This is a genomic window from Gemmatimonadota bacterium (assembly GCA_041390105.1).
Classification (GTDB): domain Bacteria; phylum Gemmatimonadota; class Gemmatimonadetes; order Longimicrobiales; family Gaopeijiaceae; genus JAGQIF01.
Genome location: JAWKQO010000002.1, coordinates 109,239 through 131,642, shown reverse-complemented (window position 1 = coordinate 131,642; position 22,404 = coordinate 109,239). Strand labels below are relative to the sequence as shown.

General features: G+C 68.3%; 14 protein-coding genes. 11 read left to right on the top strand and 3 right to left on the bottom strand.

Going from position 1 to position 22,404, the window contains the following annotated elements; all coding sequences use genetic code 11:
- Nucleotides 1-2 precede the first annotated feature (2 nt).
- From R3E10_09920 to carB, 6 genes are all read left to right on the top strand, one after another.
- Nucleotides 3-671 (top strand): sigma-70 family RNA polymerase sigma factor, encoded by a 669-nt coding sequence (locus tag R3E10_09920; protein ID MEZ4416065.1) that lies wholly within the window; start codon nucleotides 3-5, stop codon nucleotides 669-671.
- A gap of 12 nt (nucleotides 672-683) precedes the next feature.
- Nucleotides 684-3,458, top strand: coding sequence for a serine/threonine-protein kinase (locus R3E10_09915; GenBank protein MEZ4416064.1), 2,775 nt, complete (start codon nucleotides 684-686; stop codon nucleotides 3,456-3,458).
- A 63-nt stretch (nucleotides 3,459-3,521) separates the two neighbouring features.
- Nucleotides 3,522-6,692, top strand: a complete 3,171-nt coding sequence (locus tag R3E10_09910; GenBank protein ID MEZ4416063.1) for a glycosyl hydrolase — start codon at nucleotides 3,522-3,524, stop codon at nucleotides 6,690-6,692.
- A gap of 137 nt (nucleotides 6,693-6,829) precedes the next feature.
- Entirely contained in the window at nucleotides 6,830-8,962 is a 2,133-nt protein-coding gene (locus R3E10_09905; GenBank protein MEZ4416062.1) for a prolyl oligopeptidase family serine peptidase, read from the top strand.
- A gap of 136 nt (nucleotides 8,963-9,098) precedes the next feature.
- A complete protein-coding gene (carA, locus tag R3E10_09900; protein MEZ4416061.1) occupies nucleotides 9,099-10,166 on the top strand; it encodes a glutamine-hydrolyzing carbamoyl-phosphate synthase small subunit in 1,068 nt (355 codons plus the stop codon).
- Nucleotides 10,163-13,378, top strand: a complete 3,216-nt coding sequence (gene carB / locus R3E10_09895; GenBank protein MEZ4416060.1) for a carbamoyl-phosphate synthase (glutamine-hydrolyzing) large subunit — start codon at nucleotides 10,163-10,165, stop codon at nucleotides 13,376-13,378. Before carA ends, carB begins: the two co-directional genes overlap by 4 nt.
- A 21-nt stretch (nucleotides 13,379-13,399) precedes the next feature.
- Here carB and R3E10_09890 read toward each other — a convergent pair whose 3' ends face one another.
- A complete protein-coding gene (locus R3E10_09890; GenBank protein MEZ4416059.1) occupies nucleotides 13,400-15,475 on the bottom strand; it encodes a M3 family metallopeptidase in 2,076 nt (691 codons plus the stop codon).
- 246 nt (nucleotides 15,476-15,721) lie between these two features.
- Here R3E10_09890 and R3E10_09885 point away from each other — a divergent pair, with 246 nt between their 5' ends.
- Nucleotides 15,722-16,294: an HPF/RaiA family ribosome-associated protein gene (locus R3E10_09885; protein ID MEZ4416058.1), complete on the top strand. Its 573-nt coding sequence runs from the start codon at nucleotides 15,722-15,724 to the stop codon at nucleotides 16,292-16,294.
- An 88-nt stretch (nucleotides 16,295-16,382) separates the two neighbouring features.
- Here the strand turns inward: R3E10_09885 and R3E10_09880 are convergent, their stop codons facing one another.
- Nucleotides 16,383-16,805, bottom strand: a complete 423-nt coding sequence (locus R3E10_09880; GenBank protein MEZ4416057.1) for a CBS domain-containing protein — start codon at nucleotides 16,803-16,805, stop codon at nucleotides 16,383-16,385.
- A gap of 335 nt (nucleotides 16,806-17,140) precedes the next feature.
- On the opposite strand from R3E10_09880, the gene R3E10_09875 reads away from it, so the two are divergent.
- Nucleotides 17,141-17,689, top strand: a complete 549-nt coding sequence (locus R3E10_09875) for a CBS domain-containing protein (GenBank protein MEZ4416056.1) — start codon at nucleotides 17,141-17,143, stop codon at nucleotides 17,687-17,689.
- On the opposite strand, the gene R3E10_09870 is transcribed toward R3E10_09875, so the two are convergent.
- Nucleotides 17,661-19,784: an MMPL family transporter gene (locus R3E10_09870; GenBank protein MEZ4416055.1), complete on the bottom strand. Its 2,124-nt coding sequence runs from the start codon at nucleotides 19,782-19,784 to the stop codon at nucleotides 17,661-17,663. The genes R3E10_09875 and R3E10_09870 overlap by 29 nt on opposite strands.
- Before the next feature lie 90 nt (nucleotides 19,785-19,874).
- On the opposite strand from R3E10_09870, the gene R3E10_09865 reads away from it, so the two are divergent.
- The 3 genes from R3E10_09865 to R3E10_09855 are packed head-to-tail and all read left to right on the top strand — an operon-like array spanning nucleotide 19,875 to nucleotide 22,379.
- Nucleotides 19,875-20,324 (top strand): DUF4440 domain-containing protein, encoded by a 450-nt coding sequence (locus R3E10_09865; GenBank protein ID MEZ4416054.1) that lies wholly within the window; start codon nucleotides 19,875-19,877, stop codon nucleotides 20,322-20,324.
- A 4-nt stretch (nucleotides 20,325-20,328) separates the two neighbouring features.
- Nucleotides 20,329-21,378 carry a 2-dehydropantoate 2-reductase gene (locus R3E10_09860; GenBank protein ID MEZ4416053.1) on the top strand — a complete coding sequence of 350 codons (1,050 nt, stop codon included), beginning with the start codon at nucleotides 20,329-20,331 and terminating at the stop codon, nucleotides 21,376-21,378.
- The gene (locus R3E10_09855) at nucleotides 21,378-22,379 is read left to right on the top strand and encodes an isoaspartyl peptidase/L-asparaginase (GenBank protein ID MEZ4416052.1); all 1,002 of its coding nucleotides are present in this window, start codon (nucleotides 21,378-21,380) and stop codon (nucleotides 22,377-22,379) included. Before R3E10_09860 ends, R3E10_09855 begins: the two co-directional genes overlap by 1 nt.
- Nucleotides 22,380-22,404 lie beyond the last annotated feature (25 nt).

Below are 22,404 nucleotides of genomic sequence, written 5' to 3'. Positions count from 1 at the left end.
TCATGGCGGATGTCCCTTCCACCCCCGACCCGCCGCGTCCCGACTCACCGTCCGGGAGCGACGTGACCCAACTGCTCGCCCAGGCGAGCGGAGGGGATCCGGGCGCGTGGAATCAGCTCCTCCCCAGGGTCTACGACGAGTTGCGCCAGGTGGCCGGGGCGCGCCTACGCTTCGAGGCGGACGGCCACACCCTCAATGCCACGGCGCTCGTCCACGAGGCCTATGTCCGACTGGTGGGCCAGAGTCGCACCGAGTGGCAGGGCCGCGCGCACTTCTTCGCCATCGCCTCCCAGGCCATGCGCCGCATCCTCATCAACCATGCGCAGGCACGGAGAACGTTGAAGCGCGGGGGCGGGGCGCCGCACCTCCCCCTGGACGCCGCCCAGGACGCGCTGGATCCTGCCCAGGCCGCCGAGCTGCTGGCGTTGAACGAGGCTCTCGAAGCGCTGGAGCGTTTCAACGAGCGCGGTGCACGCGTGATCGAGTATCGCTTCTTCGGCGGGCTCAGCAACGAGGAGATCGCTGAGGTGATGGGCCTGTCCGAAGTCACGGTCCGTCGCGCTTGGCGCTCCGCCCGCGCCTGGCTGCGCGACGCACTCGACCCTTCGGTCTCGCTGTCGTGGGCGCCCTCTCCAGATCCGCCCGACCACGACTCCCACCGCGGCGCGTAGCAAGGGGAGGAGATGGAGGACTCCCGTCGCTGGGCCCGCATCGAAGAGGTGTTCCACCAGGCCCTGGAGGTGGACGCAGACGGCCGGGAGCGCTTCGTCGCTCACGCGTGCGAGGGCGACCCGGCCCTCGAGGCTCGGGTCCGGGCGCTGTTGGCCGCGGAGGACGAGGCAGGGGGGTTCCTGGAGACGCCGATCGCCCGGGTCAACGAGGCGAGCGAGGCGCCGGACGGCGAGCGCACGGTGGGCGTGTACCGACTTGTGCGGCCGCTCGGCAGCGGAGGCATGGGTGACGTCTTCCTCGGCCTGCAGGAAGGACCCGATTTTCGCCGCTACGCGGCGATCAAGATCGTGCGCGAGGGCATCGGTGCCGGCTTTGCCGAGCGGTTCACGCGCGAGCGCGCCATCCTCGCTCAACTGGCCCACCCCGGCATCGCGCGTTTTCTGGGGGGAGGCACCACGGAGGATGGCCGACCCTACTTCGTGATGGAGCACGTCGAGGGTGAGCGACTCGATCGCTACTCGGATCGGCGTGTGTTGTCCCTGCGGGAGCGCGTGGAGCTCCTGCGCCAGGTGTGCCTGGCGGTTCAGCATGCGCACGGCAACCTGGTGGTCCACCGCGACCTGAAGCCGAGCAACATCCTCGTCACCCCGGAGGGAGTGCCCAAGCTCCTGGACTTCGGGATCGCCAAGTTGCTCTCCGACGATCAGCCCGAGGCGACTCGGACGGGCTTCCGGCTGGCCACCCCCGAGTACGCCGCACCCGAACAGCTGCGGGGCGATGGAGTGAGCACGGCCACTGACGTCTACGCATTGGGCGTCCTGCTCTACGAATCGCTGTCCGGACACCGGCCTTTCACGGCAGCCGAAGCCGCCGCGCGCGCCATCGAAGCGGAACCGGCTCCGCCGCAGCCGCCCAGCGTCATGGTCGGGCGCTTCGCCACCCGCGCCCTGCCCGACGGCGAGGAGGAAACGGTCACACCGGAGGACGTGAGCGCCAAGCGCCGCACGGAGCCGGGCACGCTTCGGCGCCGCTTGCAGGGCGATCTGGACAACATCGCCTCCAAGGCCCTGCGCTTCGATCCGAACGAACGCTACGTCTCGGCGGCCGCGTTGGCCGACGATCTGGAGCGCTACCTCACCGGGCAGCCCGTGCGGGCGCGCGCCGACTCGTTCTGGTACCGCAGCACCAAGTTCGTTCGCCGCAACCGGGCCGCCAGCGTGGCGGGTGCGGCACTGACCCTGACCTTGATCGCAGCGACCGGCGTCACGCTCAGTCAGAATCGCCGCATCGCCGCTCAGGCCCAACGCCTTTCCGATGAGCGCGACCGCGCCCTGGCCGTCCAGGGGTTCCTGCTGGAGTCCTTCGGCGCGGCCGGCGGAGATGCATTGGCGGGCGACTCGCTGACGGTGCGCCAGGTCCTCGATGGACAGGCCGCCCAGTTGGAGACGCTCTACGCCGACGACCCCGTGACCCGCGCCGAGATGATGCACGTGCTGGCGGACGGCTACGAGCGGCTCGGTGCCCTGGAGCCGGCCGAGCGATGGGCAGAACGCGCCGTGGAGGAGCGCCGCACGCTCGCGCGCGGACCGATCGATCCGGAGTTGGCGCGCTCGCTGACCCTCCTGGGCTGGGTCCTGCACGAGCGCAATCGTCTGGATGAGGCGGAGGTGCCGATGCGCGAGGCGCTCGGAGTCTGGCGCGCGCTGGGTTCGGACTCGGCTGGACTCTCCCGCACGCTCAACGATCTCTCCGGCGCAGTGATGAACCAGGGGCGGCTCCAGGAAGCTGAGACGCTGGCCACGGAAGCGCTGGGCATCCGGCGCCTCATCTTCCCAGCGACGGACCGGGCCATCGCCATCACCGCGAACAACCTGGCCAACATCTACGCGCTGCAAGGTCGGAACGACGAAGCCGTTCCGCTCCTGGATGAGTCGGTGGCGATCCTCGAGGCGTCCCTGGGGCCCGACCATCGCCGCACGCTGAACGCACGGCGCAACCTGGCAGCTCTGTACGGGCGCATGGGGGACTGGGAGCGCTCCGCCGAGCTGGCGGCCCGAGTGGTGGTCGGTTTCGAGCGCCTGGGCGACGACGACATCGGGCTGGCGCGCGCGTTTCAGGTCTACGGCACGGCTCTGGCGCGCACCGGGGAGCCCGAGCGCGCAGACAGCGTGCTGGAGCGTGGCCTCGCGATCGCACGGGCCCGCGTGGGCGACCACGACGTCACCGGGGCTCTGCTGCTTCAGAGAGGAGCGCTGCAGTTGCAGCGCGGGCAGCGCCTGCCGGCGCTGGAGCACGCACGCGAAGCCGTCCGGCTCTACGACCGGTTGTACGACGATCACCCCCAGCTGGCCGAGGCCCTGCGCCAGCGTGGGGCGTTGGCGGTGGAACGGGAGGAGCAGACCGACTCCTATCGTGCAGCCGCGGAGATGCTGACCCGCATCGAGGGGGAAACGGGCCAGGGAGCCGTGCGGCTTACCATGAGCTGGGCGCGCTCGCTCGCCGCCGGTGGGCACCCACGGCAAGCCCTGGAACTCTTCACCCGGCTGGCCCGCACGGTGCCCGAAGCATACGGAGCAGAGCATGTGTACGCGCCTGCACCCTACCTGGGCCAGGCCGAAGCACAGGCCGCGCTCGGCGATTCGGCGGCGGCCCGAGCCGCGCTCGCCGAAGCGGAGCAACGGATGGGAGGCGCTGCCGACGTACCACCCAACCGTCAGTGGCTCCAGCGCGTGCAGCAAGCGCTCGGAGGCGCCCCCACGGCGGAGGACACCACCTCCCAGCATTGACGCCCCGGCGGCGCTCGGCCTAGCCTCCCAACGCTCGTCATGAACGTCTCGGGAGGAAGGTCCATGCGTCGTGTGTCCGCCGTTCTCGTGCTCACTCTGGTCGGCTTCGGTGCGCCCGCACCCGCGGCAGCCCAGGCAGCGTTCGACACCCTTGCCTTCAAGGGGCTCGACTACCGCATGGTGGGGCCCTACCGGGGTGGCCGCTCCACGGCAGTGACGGGGTTCCCCGACGACCGGGACCGCTGGCTGATGGGTGGCACCGGTGGCGGGGTGTGGCTGAGCGCCGACAACGGCGTCAGCTGGACCAATCTGTCCGATGGGAGCTTCGGGGGATCGGTCGGCGCCGTCGCCGTTCCGGATTCCGACCCCAACGTCGTCTACGTGGGCCTGGGTTCCGCCGACATCCGCGGCAACACATCGGGGGGGCGGGGGGTGTGGAAGTCGACCGACGGTGGCTCCAGCTGGCGCTTCCTGGGTCTCCCGCAGGCAGGCCAGATCAGCGACATCGTGGTGCATCCCCGGGACGCCGATCTCGTCTACGTGGCTGCGCTCGGACATGCGTTCGGGAAGAACCCGGAGCGCGGCGTCTTCCGCTCGCGGGACGGGGGCGCCACCTGGGAGCACGTGCTGGCCGTCAGCGACTCCACCGGCGCGTCGGCGCTCTCGATGAACCCCAAGAACCCCAGGGAGCTCTACGCCGGCCTGTGGCGTGGAGAGCGCAAACCCTGGGCATTGATCTCGGGCGGCGAGGACGGCGGCGTCTACAAGTCCAGCGACGGGGGCGACACCTGGACCCAGCTCCACGGTGGCCTGCCGGAGGGAATCGTGGGCAAGGTGGGCGTGACCGTCTCCCCGGCCGATCCAGATCGGGTGTGGGCGATCCTGGAGGCCGAGCCGGATGGCGGCGTGTATCGCTCCGACGACGCGGGCAGGACCTGGACGCGCACCAACTCCGAGAACAAGCTGCGGCAGCGGGCCTGGTACTACACGCACGTGCTGGCCGACCCCGCCGACCCCAACACCGTCTACGCGCTCAACACCAGCGTGTACCGCTCGGTGGACGGGGGTCGCACCTTCGACGAGATCCCTGTTCCTCACGGAGACACGCACGACCTCTGGATCCACCCCGCCGATCCGGACCGCATGATCATCGCCGACGACGGCGGGGCCCAGGTCACGGTCAACGGCGGGAAGACGTGGTCCACCTACTACAATCAACCCACCGCCGAACTGTACGACGTGGTGGTCGACAACGCCTTCCCCTACCGGCTCTACGGCGCCCAGCAGGACAACACCACCATCTCGGTGCCGGCCTGGATGTCCAGCAACACGCTGTATCCAAAACAGCACTGGTTGAACGTGGGCGGCTGCGAGACCGGGCCGGTTGCCCTGCACCCGGACCACCCCGACATCGTCTTCGCGGGCTGCTACGGAGGGGTCATCGACCGCTACGACCTCGCCAAGGACCAGGTCCGCAACATGAACCTGTATCCGCAGTTGCAGCTCGGATCCGCGGGCGCCGACCTGAAGCACCGCTTCCAGTGGGTCTCGGCCATGCTGGTGTCCCGGCACGACCCCAGCACGGTCTACCATGGCTCGCAGTACGTGAATCGTTCGCGCGATCTGGGGGAAACCTGGGAGACCATCAGCCCCGACCTCACCACCAACAACCCCGCGCACCAGGTCCAGTCGGGCGGGCCCATCAACGCCGACGTGACCGGCGTCGAGATCTACAACACCGTGTTTTCAATCGCCGAATCACCGTTCACGGCCACTGAGATCTGGGCGGGATCCGATGATGGGCGGCTTCACGTCTCGCGCGACGACGGGGCCACCTGGACCGACGTCACCCCACCCGGAATGCCGACCCTCGGCACGGTCGACGAGATCGAGCTGTCGCCTCATGCGGCGGGTCGCGCCTATGTGGCGGTGCACGCCTACCGTCTGGACGACTTCCGGCCCTACATCTTCCGCACGGACGACTGGGGCCGCACCTGGCGGCTGCTCAGCAACGGCTCCAACGGCATTCCCGCCGACTATCCAGTGCGTACGGTGCGCGAGGACCCAGTACGCGAGGGCCTTCTGTTCGCTGGCACCGAGTGGGGCATCTTCGTGTCGTTCGACGGTGGGGCACGCTGGCAGTCCCTGCAGCGGGACCTGCCCATCGCGCCGGTGACCGGCATCAAGGTCGCGCACGACGATCTCATCCTCTCGACGCAGGGGCGCTCCTTCTGGATCCTGGACGACGTCACGCCACTTCGTGAACTGAGTGCGCAGGTGGTCGGTGCGGCCGCGCATCTCTTCACTCCCCGCGACGCCATCCGCGTGAACAACGCCGGGGCCGGGGGCGGCCTGGGCGAGCTGGCACCGGAGTCTCCCCCTCAAGGAGCGACGCTGCACTACTGGCTCGAGTCCGAGCCGGACGGCGAGGTGCGCCTGGAAATCCTCGACCGTGGAGGTGCGGTGGTGCGCACCTTTTCTTCCGACTCCGCGGTCGTGGAAGAGACGCGCGGCGTGCGCATTCCCAAGGGCGCGGGCCTCAACCGCATCACCTGGGACCTGCTGTACCCAGGGCCTGAGCTTCCCAAGAGCGCCGTGGTATGGGGGTATACCGGAGGCGTGAAGGCACCGCCCGGCCCGTATCGCGTGCGCCTGGCCGTGGCCGGAGGAGAGCCGCAGGAAGCCAGCTTCCGCGTGCTCCCCGATCCGCGTATCCCCGAGGTCACGCAGGCGGACTACGAGGAGCAGTTCCGCGTGGCGGTCACGGTGCGGGACTCGATCACCGCGGTGACGCGCGCCATCGAGAACCTGAGCGCGATTCGCGAACAGGTCGCAGCAACCGTAGAGAAGGCGGACGCGGCCGGACTGGCCGAGACCCTCGAGCCCCTGGCGGACACGCTGGAGACCAAGGCCACCGAGGTGCACGAGGACCTGCAGCAGACCAGGAACCAGTCCGGCCAGGACCCGATCCGCTTCCCGCCCCGCCTCGACAATCAGTGGATCGAGCTCTACAACAACGTGACGGGGCCCGATGGCTACATCTCGGGAGGTCCCGAAGGGCGTCCGCTTCCTGGCGCCTATGAGCGTCTCCAGGACCTGAACGCCGACTGGTCTGCCGTGCGCGCTCGCTACATCGAACTGCTGGAGAACGAGCTGGCCCGCTTCAACGAGGCGGTAGCCCGCTTGGGGCTGCCTGCGGTGGTCTTGCCCGGCCGGGTGCGCATCGTGTCGTAGGCGCCCGCAGGGGTGGCCCCGGGCGGACCGCGCCGCAATGCGGTGCCGCCCGGGCCCCTCGGACGGCTCCGGGGCTTGACGCCCTCCTCCGCGCCCCGGACTCTGGGCAGATCACACCGCTCCAGCCCGGGGGCCCCATGCGTCCGTCGCTCGGTCCTGTTCTCCTCGCCCTTCCCGTCCTGGCAGCCTGCGAGTCAGGCGCCTACCCCGCGCCGCCGCCCAGCGCGGCCCGGCCCGTCACCGACAGCTACCACGGCGTCGAGTTCGTCGACGACTACCGCTGGCTCGAAGATCAGGCCGCCCCGGAGACGAGAGCCTGGATCGAGGCCCAGAACGCCTATGCCGAGTCGGTGGTGGGAGAGGGCCCGCTGCGGGAGGCATTCCGCGCGCGACTGCGTGAGCTGATCGACCGAGCCGACGTCGGAGACACCCGCAAGGCGGGTGGCTTCGAGTACTTCACGATGCGCCGACCGGGCGAGGAGATGGGCTCCCTGTACCGGCGGCCGGCACCGAGTGGCGACGAGGCCGAGCCTGTCGAGCCGGTCCTCGATGGCACGTACGAGGAGGTGCTCGATCCCACCGAGTTCGACGCGACCCACCGCACGCCGGTCGAGGTGATCGGCTACTCGGAAGACGGGCGCCTGCTGGCCTACGCCATCCGCCAGGGGGGCGCGGACGAGATCGAGGTCCGATTCCGCGACCTGGAGACGGGCATGGACCTGCCGGACCGGTTGCCCAATGCGCTGTACAGCGGCATCGCCTTCGATGAGGACGGCACCGGTCTCTACTACACGCACCGCTCCCGCACGGAGGGACCGCGCATCCGGCATCATGTGCTGGGCAGCGAACTCAGCGACGATGTCGAGCTTTGGGGTCAGGGCTTCGGACCCACCACCTACATCAACATGGAACGCGTGGGCGACGGCGCCTACCGGATCTTCACGGCGCAGCACGGCTGGGCCAGCAACGATCTCTACCTGCAGCGCCGCGGAGCCGGAATCGAGCCGGTGCTGGTGGGCTCAGGTGCCCACCTGCAGGTCCGCTACCGTGAAGGAAAGCTGTACGTCCTCACGGACTGGAACGCGCCCCACTACCGACTCATGGTTGTCGATCCCGAGCGTCCGCAGCCCGAGCGCTGGCTGGAGCTCATTCCGGAGACCGAGGACGTGCTGGAGAGCTACGCGTTCATCGGCGACCACATCTACGCCACCTACCTCCACGAGGTGGAGAACCGCATCCGCACCTACGATCTCCAGGGCCAACCGGTGGGCGAGGTGGAGGTTCCCCCCATGAGCACGGCCAGCGTCCGCGCGGGCGATGAGGGGAAAGCGCTGCTCACGGTCTCCAACCACGTGCAGCCCGCCATCACCTACGAGATCGACCTGGAAACTGGAGCGCGGTCGGTGAAAGAGCCGCCCGAGATCCAGTTCGACGCCAACGGACTGACGGTCGACAAGGTGTGGTTCCAGTCGACGGAGGGCGCGCGCGCGCCGGTGTACGTCATCCACCGAGAGGGAATCCCGCTGGACGGCAGTCACCCCGCGATCCTGAACGGCTACGGCGGCTTCAACGTGGCCATCAAACCTGGGTTCTCCACCACCGCCGCCACCTGGGTCCAGGCGGGTGGCATCTATGCCATCGCCACGCTGCGCGGGGGGTCGGAGTTCGGCGAGGAGTGGCACCAGGATGGGATGCTCACCCACAAGCAACACGTCTTCGACGACTTCATCGCGGCGGCGGAACGGTTGATCGAGCTGGGCTACACGTCTCCGGACCACCTGGGCATCAGCGGCGGAAGCAACGGTGGATTGCTGGTCGCCAGCGCCATGACGCAGCGCCCCGACCTCTATAGGGCCGTGCTATGCACCTACCCGGACCTCGACATGGTGCGGTTCTTCGAGTTCTCCGCGACCAACAACATCCCTGCCCTCTTGGAATACGGAGACGCCCGGGTGTTGGAGCAGTTCGAAGCCATGCGCCAGTACTCGCCCTACCAGGCGGTACGGGATGGCGTCGACTACCCGGCCGTGATGTTGGCCACCGGCGATCTGGACACTCGGGCGCCGCCGCTACAGGCCCGCAAGATGACGGCGCGTCTACAAGCGGCCACCGCCTCGGGTCGTCCGGTCATCCTCTGGTACGACACGCGGGGGGGGCATGCGGCCGGTCGCGGGAGGCCCGTCACCCTGCAGATCGAGGATACGGCCCGCGAGCTGGCCTTCATGGGGCAACAGCTGGGGTTGCGCCTGCCCGCGCTGGTGAGCCGCTGAAGCCACGACCGCGATCGAGGAGGGGCCGGGGTCGCGACGCCGGCGGCGGGGCGGAGACCCGCGCCGGCGCGGGCCGGCCTTGGCACACTCCTTCCATCGACCGTTGCGATTCCCCCGTTCCCCTCCGACCCCCATCATGACGGCCACGGGCACACTGCTTCTCGAAGATGGATCCCGCTTCCCCGGCACGTGGTTCGGGGCGGACGTGGGTGTCGCCGGCGAGGTCGTCTTCAACACGGGGATGGTCGGGTACCCTGAGACGCTGACCGACCCCTCCTACACAGGCCAGATCCTGGTCTGCACCTATCCGCTTATCGGGAACTACGGCGTTCCTTCCGTCGAGTGGGACGCCGACGGCCTGCTCCGCACCTTCGAGGCGACCTCGATCCGGATTCGGGGCCTCGTGGTGGCGACCCTGGCAGCGGACACCAGCCACTGGTCGGCCTCGCAGAGCCTGCACGAATGGATGGCCGCCTCCGGCATCCCCGGACTCGCGGGCATCGACACACGGGCGCTGACCAAGCGACTCCGGGAGCGCGGCGTCATGCTCGGGAAGCTGGTGCGGGAGGAGGAGGACGTCCCCTGGCACGATCCCAATCTGCGGAATCTGGTCGCCGAAGCGAGTCCCTCCACGGTGACCCGACATGGTAGGGACGGGCCGCGTGTGATCCTCGTCGACATGGGCGCCAAGGAGGGGATCGCACGCAGCTTGGTGGCCGCCGGTGCCCGCGTGATCCGGGTGCCCTGGGACCATGACTTCTTCGACGAGGACTTCGATGGCGTCTGCCTCTCCAACGGTCCGGGCGATCCCAAGATGACGGAGCGTGCCGTCGAACACACGCGCCGGGCGTTGGCCGAGGGCATTCCCATGCTGGGCGTCTGCCTCGGCAATCAGGTGATGGCGCTGGCCGCCGGCGCGGACACCTACAAGCTGAAGTACGGCCACCGTTCCCAGAACCAGCCCTGTGTGGAAGTGGGCACGCACCGCTGTCACATCACTTCCCAGAACCACGGCTACGCGGTGGACGCCACCACGCTTCCACCTGGGTGGCGGGAGTGGTTCAGGAACGCCAACGACGGAAGCAACGAAGGGATACGGCACGAATCGCTTCCGGCGCGGGCCGTCCAGTTCCATCCGGAGGCGTCACCGGGACCCACCGACACCGCATCCCTGTTCGCCGATTTCGTGAGGTCACTCCGATGAGCCGGCAGGCACCGGCGGGCGCCCTCACCCTACCCGGAAAGGTCCTGATCCTGGGCAGCTCAGCGCTCAAGATCGGTGAAGCCGGAGAGTTCGACTATTCCGGCAGCCAGGCGATCAAGGCCCTTCAGGAAGAAGGCGTCCAGACGGTCCTGGTCAACCCGAACATCGCCACGATCCAGACGTCCGAGCACCTGGCCGACAAGGTCTACTTCCTTCCCGTCACACCCGAGTTCGTGGAGCGGGTCATCGAGAAGGAGGCGCCGGACGCCATCCTGTTGGGCTTCGGGGGGCAAACCGCCCTCAACTGCGGCGTCGCGCTGGAAGAGCAAGGCGTGTTGGCACGCCACGGCGTCCGCGTGCTGGGCACCAGCGTCGACACCATTCGCACCACCGAAGACCGCGGGCTGTTCGCAGAAGCCCTCCAGGAGATCGGTGCCCGCGTGCCCAGGAGCCGAGCCGTCTCGTCCGTGCCCGAGGCACTGGCTGCCGCCGACGAGCTCGGATATCCCGTGATGCTGCGGATCGCCTACGCGTTGGGAGGCCTGGGCTCGGGCGTGCTCACCGACCCGGCCGAGCTGGCCGCGCGTGCCACCGTGGCCTTCTCCCATGCCCCCCAGGTGCTCATCGAGGAGTGTCTGCTGGGTTGGAAGGAAATCGAATACGAAGTCGTGCGCGACATCCACGACAACTGCATCACCATCTGCAACATGGAGAACCTCGACCCGATGGGCATCCACACCGGAGAGTCCATCGTGGTCGCACCGAGCCAGACGCTCACCAACGTGGAGTATCACCGGCTGCGGGAGATCTCCATTCGCGTGATCCGGCATCTGGGCGTCATCGGTGAATGCAATGTCCAGTTCGCCAAGGACCCGGCCTCCGACGACTACCGTGTCATCGAGGTGAATGCGAGGCTGTCCCGCAGCTCTGCACTCGCCTCCAAAGCCACCGGCTACCCGCTTGCCTTCGTCGCGGCCAAGCTGTCGCTCGGGCATGGTCTGACCGAGGTGCCGAACAAGGTGACGGGTGTCACGAGCGCCTGCTTCGAGCCCTCCCTCGACTACGTAGTCGTCAAAGCTCCCCGTTGGGACCTGCGCAAGTTCCGTGGGGTGTCCACGCGCATCGGCTCAGGCATGAAGTCCGTCGGTGAGGTCATGGCCATCGGACGCACCTTCGAGGAAGCATTGCAGAAGGCGCTCCGCATGCTGGATACCGGGGCCGACGGCGTGGTCGCCAACGGACCCATGGTCTTCGAAGACCTCGAGCGTGAATTGGCCGAGCCGACCGACCGGCGTGTGTTCGCGCTGGCGCAGGCGTTCGAACGCGGGATGAGCGTGGACGACGTTCACGCCCTGACGCGCATCGACCCCTGGTTTCTGGTTCGCATCGAGGGGTTGGTGCAACAGGCATCCACGCTGGAGGGCTGCCGGGAAGGCGTTCTTCCCCTACCGCTGCTGCGCAACGCGAAGCGCGCTGGCTTCTCGGACGCGCAGATCGCACGCTGCAGCGGGCGGAGCGAGGAGGACGTCCGCACGCTGCGCGTGGAGAACGGGATCCGACCGGTCGTGAAACAGATCGACACGCTCGGTGCCGAGTTCCCCGCGCAGACCAACTACCTCTATCTGACGTATCAAGGAACGGAAGACGACCTGGGGCCCTCCGGGAAGGACGCTGTGCTGGTCCTGGGCTCCGGTGCCTACCGCATCGGTAGCTCCGTGGAGTTCGACTGGTGCGCCGTCAACTCGGTGCGGACCCTGCGCGCGCTGGGCCATCCGACGCTGATGCTCAACTGCAATCCGGAGACGGTCAGCACAGACTACGACGAGTGCGAGCGCCTCTATTTCGACGAGCTCACCCTGGAGACGGTTCGGGAGATCTGGGACCGCGAGCAGCCCCTGGGGGTCATCGTGTCCATGGGCGGCCAAACGCCCAACAGCCTTGCCCCCAGGCTGCACGCTGAAGGCATCCGCGTGCTGGGGACCCCGCCCGAGAGCATCGACCGGGCCGAAGATCGTCATAAGTTCTCCGCACTGTGCGACGAGTTGGGCGTGGCCCAGCCGGAGTGGACTGAGGTCACGTCCGAGGCGGCCGCCGAGCGCTTCGCCGATCGGGTCGGCTACCCGGTCCTGGTCCGACCGTCCTATGTCCTCTCGGGGGCGGCGATGGCCGAGGCCGAGTCTCCCGAGCAACTCCGCGAAGTGCTGGCCAAGGCCGCGGAGGTGTCTCCCGAGCATCCGACCGTGCTGAGCAAGTTCATCACGGGCGCCAAGGAGATCGAGGTGGACGCGGTGGCTCGGGACGGCGAGATCGTGGTCTACGCCATCGCCGAGCACATCGAGAACGCCGGCGTCCACAGCGGAGACGCCACGCTGGTGCTCCCTCCGCAGCGCACCTACCTGGAAACCGTTCGACGCATCAAGCGGATCACGGCGACCATCGCCCGGGCGCTCCACATCAACGGGCCGTTCAACATCCAGTTCATGGCTCGCGACAACCACATCCTGGTGATCGAGTGCAACCTGAGGGCGTCGCGGTCCTTCCCGTTCGCTTCCAAGGTGTTCAAGGTCAATTTCATCGAGCTGGCCACCCGGGCCATTCTGTCGCGCCCCACGCCCAAAGTCGCCAGCTCGCTGTTCGAGCTCGACTATGTCGGCGTGAAGGCGCCGCAGTTCTCCTTCATGCGTCTTGCCGGTGCGGACCCGGTTCTGGGAGTGGAGATGGCATCCACGGGCGAGGTCGGCTGCCTCGGCAGCGACTTCGAGGACGCCTTCCTGAAGGCGCTGATCTCAGTCGGCTTCCGCTTTCCCATTCGACGCGCGTTGCTCAGCACCGGTCCCCTGGAGCACAAAGCGGTATTCCTGGAAAGCACGCGCAACCTGGCTGAAGCGGGCGTCCAATTCTACGGCACGCGGGGAACCGCCCAGTTCATGGCCGAGAGTGGGATCGAGATCAGCCAGGTCGCCTGGCCCCTGGAAGACCGCTCCCCCAACGCGCTGGAGTTGATCCGGGAGCGCCAGGTGGACCTCGTGGTGAACATCCCCAAGGACGCGTCGGAAGAGGAGCTGCAGAACGGCTACATGATTCGCCGTGCCGCTGCCGACCACGGCATCCCGCTGGTCACCAACATTCAGTTGGCACAGCGACTCGCGGGTGCGCTTCGCTACCACACGCTGGAGTCGCTGGAGATCCGAGCCTGGGACGAGTACGTGTAGCCCGCTACTGCGCCTCGCTCGCTATACCGCCGTCGGATCGAGCGCGGGGCCGAGGTTGCGCTCCAGGAGTGCCTCGGGATCGGGATCGCGCCCCATGAACTCCCGGAAGAGCACCTCAGGATCTTCGGCGTCGCCGCGTGAGAGGATCGAACGCACGTAGGCGCGGCCCGTCGTCGGGTCCAACACCCCGCTCTCCTGGAAGCGCGTGAAGGCATCGGCGTCCAGCACCTCGGACCAGAGGTAGCTATAGTAGCCGGCGGCGTAGCCACCCGCGAACAGGTGGCTGAACGAGGTCAGCAGGTGGTAGTCGGCGAACTCGGGCGTGGGCGCGAACTCAGCAAAGCGTCCACGCGCATGCTCCATCACCTCGATCCCCTCGTGCAGGTCGGCGTTCTCCAGATGCCGATGCTCGCGGCGCAAGCGCCCGGCCTCGTTGAGGTGCAGGTCCAGGTCAACGGTGCCGAAAGAGAGCTGACGCATCTGCGTCCAACCACCCATGAAACGTCGAGCGCCGATCATCTTGCCGTAGAGCTCGGCGGGAAGCCGCTCACCGGTCTCGTGGTGCCGGGCGAACAGATCCAGCGCCTCTCGCTGCCACGTCCAGTTCTCCATGATCTGCGAGGGCAGCTCCACCCAGTCCCAGGCGACATGGATCCCCGCCCGGCTGGGAATCTCCACTCGCGACGTGCAGTGGTGTAGCAGGTGCCCGAACTCGTGGAAGGTGGTTTCCACCTCCTCGTGGGTCAGCAGCGCAGGCGTGCCGTCCTGCGGAGGTGTGAAGTTGCCGCAGATGGTCCCGACGTGCGGCCGGAACCCGTCGGAAGTGGGACCGCCCGTGGCGAACGCGTCCATCCAGGCCCCCGGCCGCTTCTCCTTACGCGGAAACCAGTCGGTATAGAACACGCCCAGCACCGTACCCGCTTCGTCCAACAGCTCATAGGTCTGCACGTCGGGGTGCCAGACCTCGGAGTTTTCACGCTCTCGGACGCGAAACCCGAAGACGCGCTCGACGATCTCGAACATGCCGGCCAGGACGCGGTCCAGCGGGAAGTAGGGACGCAACGCCTCGGCGTCCAGGTCGAAGTGGGCTTTGCGCAGCTTTTCGATCAAGAAGGCGACGTCCCAGGGCCTCAGCTCGTCGAGGTCCAGGAACGAGGCGTGCTCTCGTAGCTGCTCGACGTCTCGCTGCCAGTAGGGCCGCGTTCGATCCACCAGGTCCGCTTCGAAGGCGCGCGCCCGCGCCCCGGAACGCGCCATCCGGTCCTCGAGTTGATAGTCGGCGAACGTGGCGTAGCCCAGGACGGAGGCCAGCTCGTCGCGCAGCCTGAGGATGCGCGCAATGAGGCTGCGGTTGTCGAAAGCGCCCTCCCGGCAGCGCAAGGCGTGCGCCGTATAGATCTCCTTGCGCAGGGCTCGGTCCGCGCAGTGCTTGAGGATGGGCTCCACCGAGGGATAGTCGAGGGTGAGGAGCCATCCTTCCTTGTCCTGCTCCTTAGCCCGCGCCCGTGCACGCCGGCGCGCGGCTTCGGGAACCCCCTCCAGACGCGCTTCGTCGGCGATGTGCAGCTCGTAGGCTGCCGTCGCGTCCAGCACGTTCTCGGAGAACTTCTGTTCGAGGCTCGCCAGCTCCACGTGGATCTCGCGTAGCCGGGCCTTGGCGGCCGGGGGCAGGTCCGCGCCCGCACGGCGGAACTCGCGCAGCGTCTTTTCGAGGTGTCGGCGTCGCAGACCTGTGAGTGCTTCGGCTTCCGAGGTGCCGGCATAGCCCTCGATGCGTGCCCACAGGGCCGGATCCAGGTGGAGGCTCGACCAGAATGCCGTGATGTCGGGCAACACCGCGTTGTACGCATCCCGAAGCTCCGGGCTCTGTGCCACGGAGATCAGGTGCGACGCCGGAGCGATTCGGCGCGAGAGTCGCTCCGCCAGGGCGTCCAGTCGGCCCAGGGTGCCGTCCCAGGTGGGCTCGGCCCCATCGGCCTTCAGGGCATCCAGATCCGCCTGGGCGTCGGACAGGGCCTGCCGGATACCGGGTTCTACGTCGTCGGCGCGGATGCGATCGAAGGGGACCAGCACCGCATCTTCAAGAAGGGGATTCATGGCGTAGTCGTGTCAGCGTAAGGAATGGTCCTACACACTCCCCCCCTCGCCGCCCGAGGGCAAGGCGCGACGCCCCGGCGGTGGGCGGCGCCGGTCCGATTCCGGGACCGCCCCCTCATCCGCATGCGGAGCCCTCCCTACGGCCCGCTGCCGCTGGAATTGCCATCCTGGGGAGGTGTCGGCGCGGCGATGCTGGCGCCGACCCTTCCTCCTGCGGTGTTCTTCTCTATGTCGAAAGATGAGCCCATGCAGATCCCACTGGAACTGAGCTATCGGCACCTGGAGCCCTCCGCGTCCATCGACTCCTTCATCCGCGAGCGGGTGGACCGATTGGACCGCCCCGCCGCCCGCCTGACGAGTTGCCGGGTGATGTGCGAGATGCCCCACCGCAGCCAGAACCGTGGAAACCTGTACCACATCCGCATCGACCTCACGCTCCCGGGCGGAGAGATCGTGGTCGATCGGAATCCGCCCGCCCATCAGGCCCACGAGGAGCTCGGCCAGGCCATCGGCGAAGCGTTCGACGAGGCCGAGCGTCGCCTGAACCGCTTCCTCGACCTGCAGCGGGGAGACGTGAAGCGACGAGAGGCCTCTCCCCGAGGCCACGTGGTCGAGCTCTTCCCCGGCGAAGGGTACGGATTCCTGGAGTCGTCGGACGGCATGCGCGTGTACTTCCACGAGAACAGCGTGCTGCGCGGCGGCTTCGGGGGACTGGATCTGGGATCGGAAGTGAAGTTCGAGTGGGAGCAGGGCGACCAGGGTCCCCAGGCCGTCCGGGTGGCTCCCACGGGTCGGACGCAGGAAGCCCCCGCCGGGTGAGCCGAGGTCTCAGACCCACCAGCGTGCTCCCCACCGGGCCCTGGGCCGGGCCGGCCCCCTGACGGGATCGGCCCGGCGCATCGCCCTCCTAGACGGGCGCCTGCGAGCGGAGCAACCGTCCAATCGTGCCGGCCTCCTCCACAAGCAGGTCGATGACGTCGTCGAGGGAAAGCACCCCCTCCAGGCGACCGTCCGTGCCGGTGACGACCATGCGGCGCGTCTTGGCGGCGGCCATGGTCGAAAGCGCGGCCTCGATCGGCGTGTCCTCTTCGACACAACTCACGACCCGGGTCATGACGTCCGAGAGGTGCGTGTTCGCGGGATTGCAGCCTTCCGCGACGCAACGGACGGTGAGGTCGCGGTCGGTCACGATCCCGATCGGGCGGCGATCGTCATCGACCACCACCAAGGTGCCGACGTGGTGGTCCCGCATCCTGCGAGCCGCGTCGAAGACCGGCTCGTGCGCGGTGGCGGTTTGGACAACACGCGTACAGATCCTGCCAGCTGACATGAACCCTCCTCGGCCACTCCTCTGAACGAACGGTGCGGCCTGTCGGTGCCTCACTGATCTACGGGAAGATCGACGACCGCACCGTCGGGACGGCATCGCCCCGCTGGGTCGGGGAACCTCCGCCGCACCGCCCCGCCAGCCCGGAGGCTCACGTGCCGGCGCGCCTTCGCGCCGAGGGGCTTCCCCGACGGAGGCGAGCCATCGGCTCCGGACACCCCCGGACGGAGCGCTTTGTGACCTTTGGTCTGGAATAGGCCGCGACGTACCGGGAGGGATGCGAAGTGGACCCCGCGGCAACCAGGGGCCCGCCCTCTGCTGGCGGCCGGGAGGTTCCTGTGTTGGTATCCGACCTGATGACTCGGGACGTGTTCACGCTCACGCCGGATCTCACCCTTCGACTGGCCGTCGAGGAGTTGGGGGAGCACGGAGTGCATGGGGCCCCGGTGGTGACGGACGGAGCGGTGGTCGGCGTGTGCTCGACCTCCGACATCCTGGACTTCCAGGCGTCGGAGCCTGGCGTACCGACGTCGAGACCCGACCTGATGGAGTGGGGTGAAGCCGTGGTGCAGACCCCCGTCGACGACGAGGAGGAGGCCGAGCCGGCCAGCCCCTACTTCGTGGACTACTGGGAAGATGCCGGCGCCGACGTGTTCGAGCGCTTCTCGGAGCCCGGCCCCGAGTGGGACGTGCTCGAAGAACACGTTGTGGGGGACGTCATGACCCGCCGTGTCTACGCGCTCGGTCCCGGGGCGGATCTGGCCGACGCCGCACGCTTCATGGTCGATGCGGGCGCCCACCGCCTGCTCGTGCTCGACGGCGCCCACCTCGTGGGGATCCTCTCGGCGTGGGACGTCCTCAAGGCTGTGGCGGATCGCCGGATCTGACCGGAATCAGCGCCCCCGCCAGTCGATGCCGCCCCACCGTCGGGAGCACCAGCAGGGCCATGGTGGCCGCCGTGGTCGTGCCCAGCATCACGGCCAGTCCGAACCGCGCCGTAGGGGGGAAGGTCGAGAGTCCGAAGAGACCGAAGCCGGCCGCGATGATGAGCGTCGCCGCCAGCACCGGTTGGGTCATCTGACGACGCGCTTCGTTCCAGTCGCCCAGCGCGCGGGCCCGCAGCACCAGGTGGATCATGGAGTCGACGCCGAGCGCCAGCGCCACGTTGGCCGCAGGTGACGTGATCATGTCGATCGGGATGCGCAGGTGCCCGAACGTTCCCAGTACAACGAGGGGGATGGAAAGAAGGCACGCGAACATCACCCCGGTGACGCGGCCGGACCTCGAGACCACGAGCCCGATGCCGATGAACAGGAGCAGCAGCCCGCCCAGTCCCAGGCGGAGACTCGACGCGATCAGCCGTCCCAATTGCCCCTGTAGCTCGTAGACTCCACCCACCAACACCGGTTGCAGGCCTACCTGCGCTGCCTTGACGCGGATCCCCTCGATGATGTCGGCGCGCGTTTGCGTCCGCTCCGCCTCGTGCATGCGAGCCAGGAAGCGCGTCTCCTGCCGATCCGAGGAAAGGAAGGCCCGACCGATCCGCCCCTGGGCGGGGGACTCCAGGATGTCGGCCAACTGGCGGGTACTCAAGAATCCCGCCAGCGGCTGCAACCGCGCATGGCCGATCAGCACCGGAGCCGAGACGACCACTCCGACTTCCGCCATCGACTCGAGGGAGTCCTGGAACGCCCACAGTCGTGCGATGCTCTCGTCCTCGTCCAGACGTCCGCCGCTGCGGTCGCGCACCACGATCTCCAAGGTGCTGCTGCCACCGTCCTGGTCGACGGCCTCCAGCCCTTCGCGTAGCTCGGTCCCCGGTTTGAAGTAGCTGAGCAGCACCGGATCGGTGTCCACGCGACCGATGCCCAAACCGATGAAGGCAACCGATACGAACAGCGCCGCGACGACGGCCAGCCCGCGCTTCGACGATGCAGGCGGGTGGGGAAGAGTGGGCGCGGGAGGCGGAGTTGCGCCCACCGGCTCCCAGCGACGCGGGTCATGGTCCGGAGTCGTGGGCGTCGGCGCTTCATCCGACTCGGCACGCTCCGGCAGGAAGGCAGGGAACAGCAGGTAGGCGCACAGGATGGAAACGACGGTCCCGATCGCACCCGCCATGCCGAGATCCCGCAGGGGGCGCGCGCTGGCGATCGTGAGCGAGAGGAACCCGAGGAGCGTCGTGGCCATCGCCCAGAACGAGGCCGGGAAGGTGAGGTGAATGGCCCGCTGCGCTCCCCACCGACGCGCGTTGGCGGTCAGGAACACGACGTGCGAAAGCGTGAGCACGAAGACGATGGTGACGATGTTGGCGGTGAGCAGGCCAATGGACAGGCCGACCCCCTGATCGATCAGCAGCGTGAGGCTGCACGCCAGACCACTCGCCAGCAGAGTCCCCCAGACGACGGCCGCGCGTCGGTAGATCACCGCGGTCAGCAACCCGAAGACGACCAGCGCTGCGACGCTGAAGACCCGGAGGTCGCGGAACAGGCTGCTGCGGATCAGCTCGACGATGACGGGCACACCGGACATCTGCAGCGCGAAGTCGGGGCGCTCGTGGGTGGTCAGCACACCCTCCAGCGCGGCGACCATGGCCTCCGGGTCCGCCGTCTCCGTGGTCAGGATCACATTGGTGGCGTCCTCCGCGGGGGTGAGCAACAGCCGGGTCCAGAGCGGGCTACGACCCACGCGCTCCGTGGTCACGCTGTTGAGGCGGGTCACGCCGGGCACGGCCTGCAGGGCACTGCTCAGGTCGGCCAGAGCCGCCAGGTAGGCGTCGGAGCTCGGGTCGGGAGAGGCCGCGCGCACGATGATCTGCTGGGCCCCCGGGAACCGCTGTTCGATCTCCTGCGTGGTGCGGAGCTGGGGATCGTCCGGCGAGAAGAAGAAGTCGCTCTCGACCTTCGGCCTCAAATCCACCCAGGTGAGCGCGGCCAGGACGGCCGCCCCTGTGGCCGCGACCCAGAGGAGGCGCCGGCCCCTCACGCTGCCTCGGCTCCCGCAGCGGAACCCGTTGCTCGGTCGAAGGGAAGAACGTACGTCATCGGAGGGTTCACTGGACCGTGGGAGGACGTCGTGCGGAGACGAGGATGGGTGGCGCTGGTGCTAGCATACGCGTTCCTGGCCAGCGGCGCAGCCGCACAGGAGGCCGACGTGCGCCGCGCGATCCGTGAGACGCTGGGCGCGTGGTCCTCCGGGGACTTCGACCGTTTCGCGTCCTATTATCACCCCCAGGCGCGGGGGTTCTTCCTGGACGGCGGCGTGTTGCTGGAGGGCGTGGACGCGGAAGCGCTCAAGGCTGGATACGAGGCCGGGGTCCGCGCCAGTTTCACCCTCGCTGATCTCGACGTCCGTCTGTTTGGCGACGTAGCCGTCTCAGAAGCCTATCTGGAGGGTGCCTTGACCCTGCCCGGCGGCGCGGTTCGACCCGGTACCTGGCGCTACAGTGAGACACGGATCCGGGAGGGCTCCACGTGGAAGGTGGTGCAGTTCCATTTCTCTCCCATGACCGCGGCGGCACGCTGAGCTCGTGACCGAGTCGGAGCCTTCCCTGTCCCGCCCCAGCGTCCAGACGCCGCTCCTGATCTGGGGCGCCGGCGCCATGGGCGGCACCATCGGGGCCGCGCTGGCGCGCGCGGGTCACGCCGTGCGCCTCGTCGATCAGGACAGGGAGCATGTGGAGGCGATGCGGTCGCGGGGACTGGCCATCGTCGGCCCCGTGGCCGAGTTCTCGGTCCCCGCCGATGCCTGGACGCCCACCGACCTGTCAGGCACCTACGACCGGGTGCTCCTGTGCGTGAAGGCCCACCACACGGCGGACGCCATTGCTCAGGTCGAGCCCTTCCTGGCCAAGGATGGCTACGTCGTCTCCATCCAGAATGGGTTGAACGAGGTAGTGATCGCAGACCACGTCGGAGCCACCCGAACCATCGGCGCCTTCGTGAACTTCGGCGCCGACCTCCTCGAGCCGGGAGTCGTGCACTGGGGTGGGCGCGGCGCCGTGGTGCTGGGCGAGCTGAACGGCTCCTTCTCCGAGCGCCTGCGACAACTGCACACGGTGCTCCTGGACTTCGAGCCCGGTGCCATCCAGACCGACAACGTCCTGGGCTATCTCTGGAGCAAGCTCGCCTACGGCGCCCTGCTGTTCGCGACCGCGCTCACCGATGCGTCGATCGCCGACGTCCTGGACTCGCCAGCCCACCGGTCGTTGCTGGTGGAGGTGGGGCGCGAAGTGTGCCGGGTCGCGGACTCCGTCGGCATTCGGCTGGAGGCCTTCGATGGATTCGACCCTTCGGCGTTCGGTAGCGGAGCCAGCGACGGCGACGCGCATCGCTCCCTGGCGGATCTGGTGGCGTTCAACCGACGTTCAGCCAAGACCCACAGTGGGATCTGGCGAGATCTGGCCGTTCGGAAGCGCCGAACCGAAGTCGACGCCCAGTTGGGTCCCATTGTCGACAGCGGGGAGCGCACGGGCGTCGCCGTTCCATTGATTGCGCGCATCATCCATCAGATCCACGAGATCGAACAAGGCACCCGAGCACAGCGGTGGGCGAACCTGGACGAACTGACGAGGACGTGATGAGCGGACCTTCCCCCCTTCGCGTGCGCACCGGTGTGGTCATCCACGGAGGCGTGGGCACCCTTCCCCGGCACCGTATGACCCCGGAGCTCCAGACCGCGTACGAGCGCACCTTGACCGAGTCGCTCGAGGCTGGGCACGCGGCGCTCGACCGTGGAGGGTCGGCGGTGGACGCCGTGGTGGCGGCCGTGCGCGTCATGGAGGACTCGGCGCTCTTCAATGCCGGGCGAGGCTCCAACTACGACGAGCACGGCGTGGTCACGATGGACGCCTCGCTCATGCGGAGTGACCGCCTCGACGCAGGCGCGGTGGCGGGGGTCACCCGCGTGCGCCATCCGATCGAGCTGGCTCGCCTGGTGATGGAGCGGTCGCGGCATTTGATGCTGATCGGAGAAGGCGCCGAGGCCTTCGCCTGGCAACAGGGCGTCGAGCCGGCGCGCGCGAGCTGGTTCGACACGGAGCGCCGCTGGGACGAGTTGGTCCGTGCCCGAACTCGCGCCGCGGGCGGTCGCCCCAACGTCCTGGGGGATGCCGACCCCGCCGAGGTCGACGGGAACGCCTGGGACGCGGTGGCCTCCCGGTCGGGTACCGTAGGCGCAGTGGCCCTCGATGCGCGGGGCGAGCTGGCCGCAGCCACTTCCACGGGCGGGATGGCCAACAAGACCTGGGGACGCGTGGGGGACACTCCGATCGTCGGTGCCGGCACCTACGCCGGTCCCCGCTGTGCGGTATCCTGCACGGGATGGGGCGAGTACTTCATCCGCAACGCCGTCGCCTATGACGTGCACGCCCGCATGGCCTACGGTGCTGCGTCCCTCGCCGAAGCGACGCAGGCGGTCATCTGGGAGACCCTCGAGCGGCAGGTGCCCGGTTCAGGCGGGCTGGTCGCGATCGACGGAGCGGGGAACGTGGAGCTCTGCTTCAACACCCCCGGGATGTACCGCGGCTGGGTCGATCAGGACGGGCGCATCTCGGTAGCAATCTATCGAGAGGACAGCTGAGCGGACGTCGGGAGAGGCCGAGCGT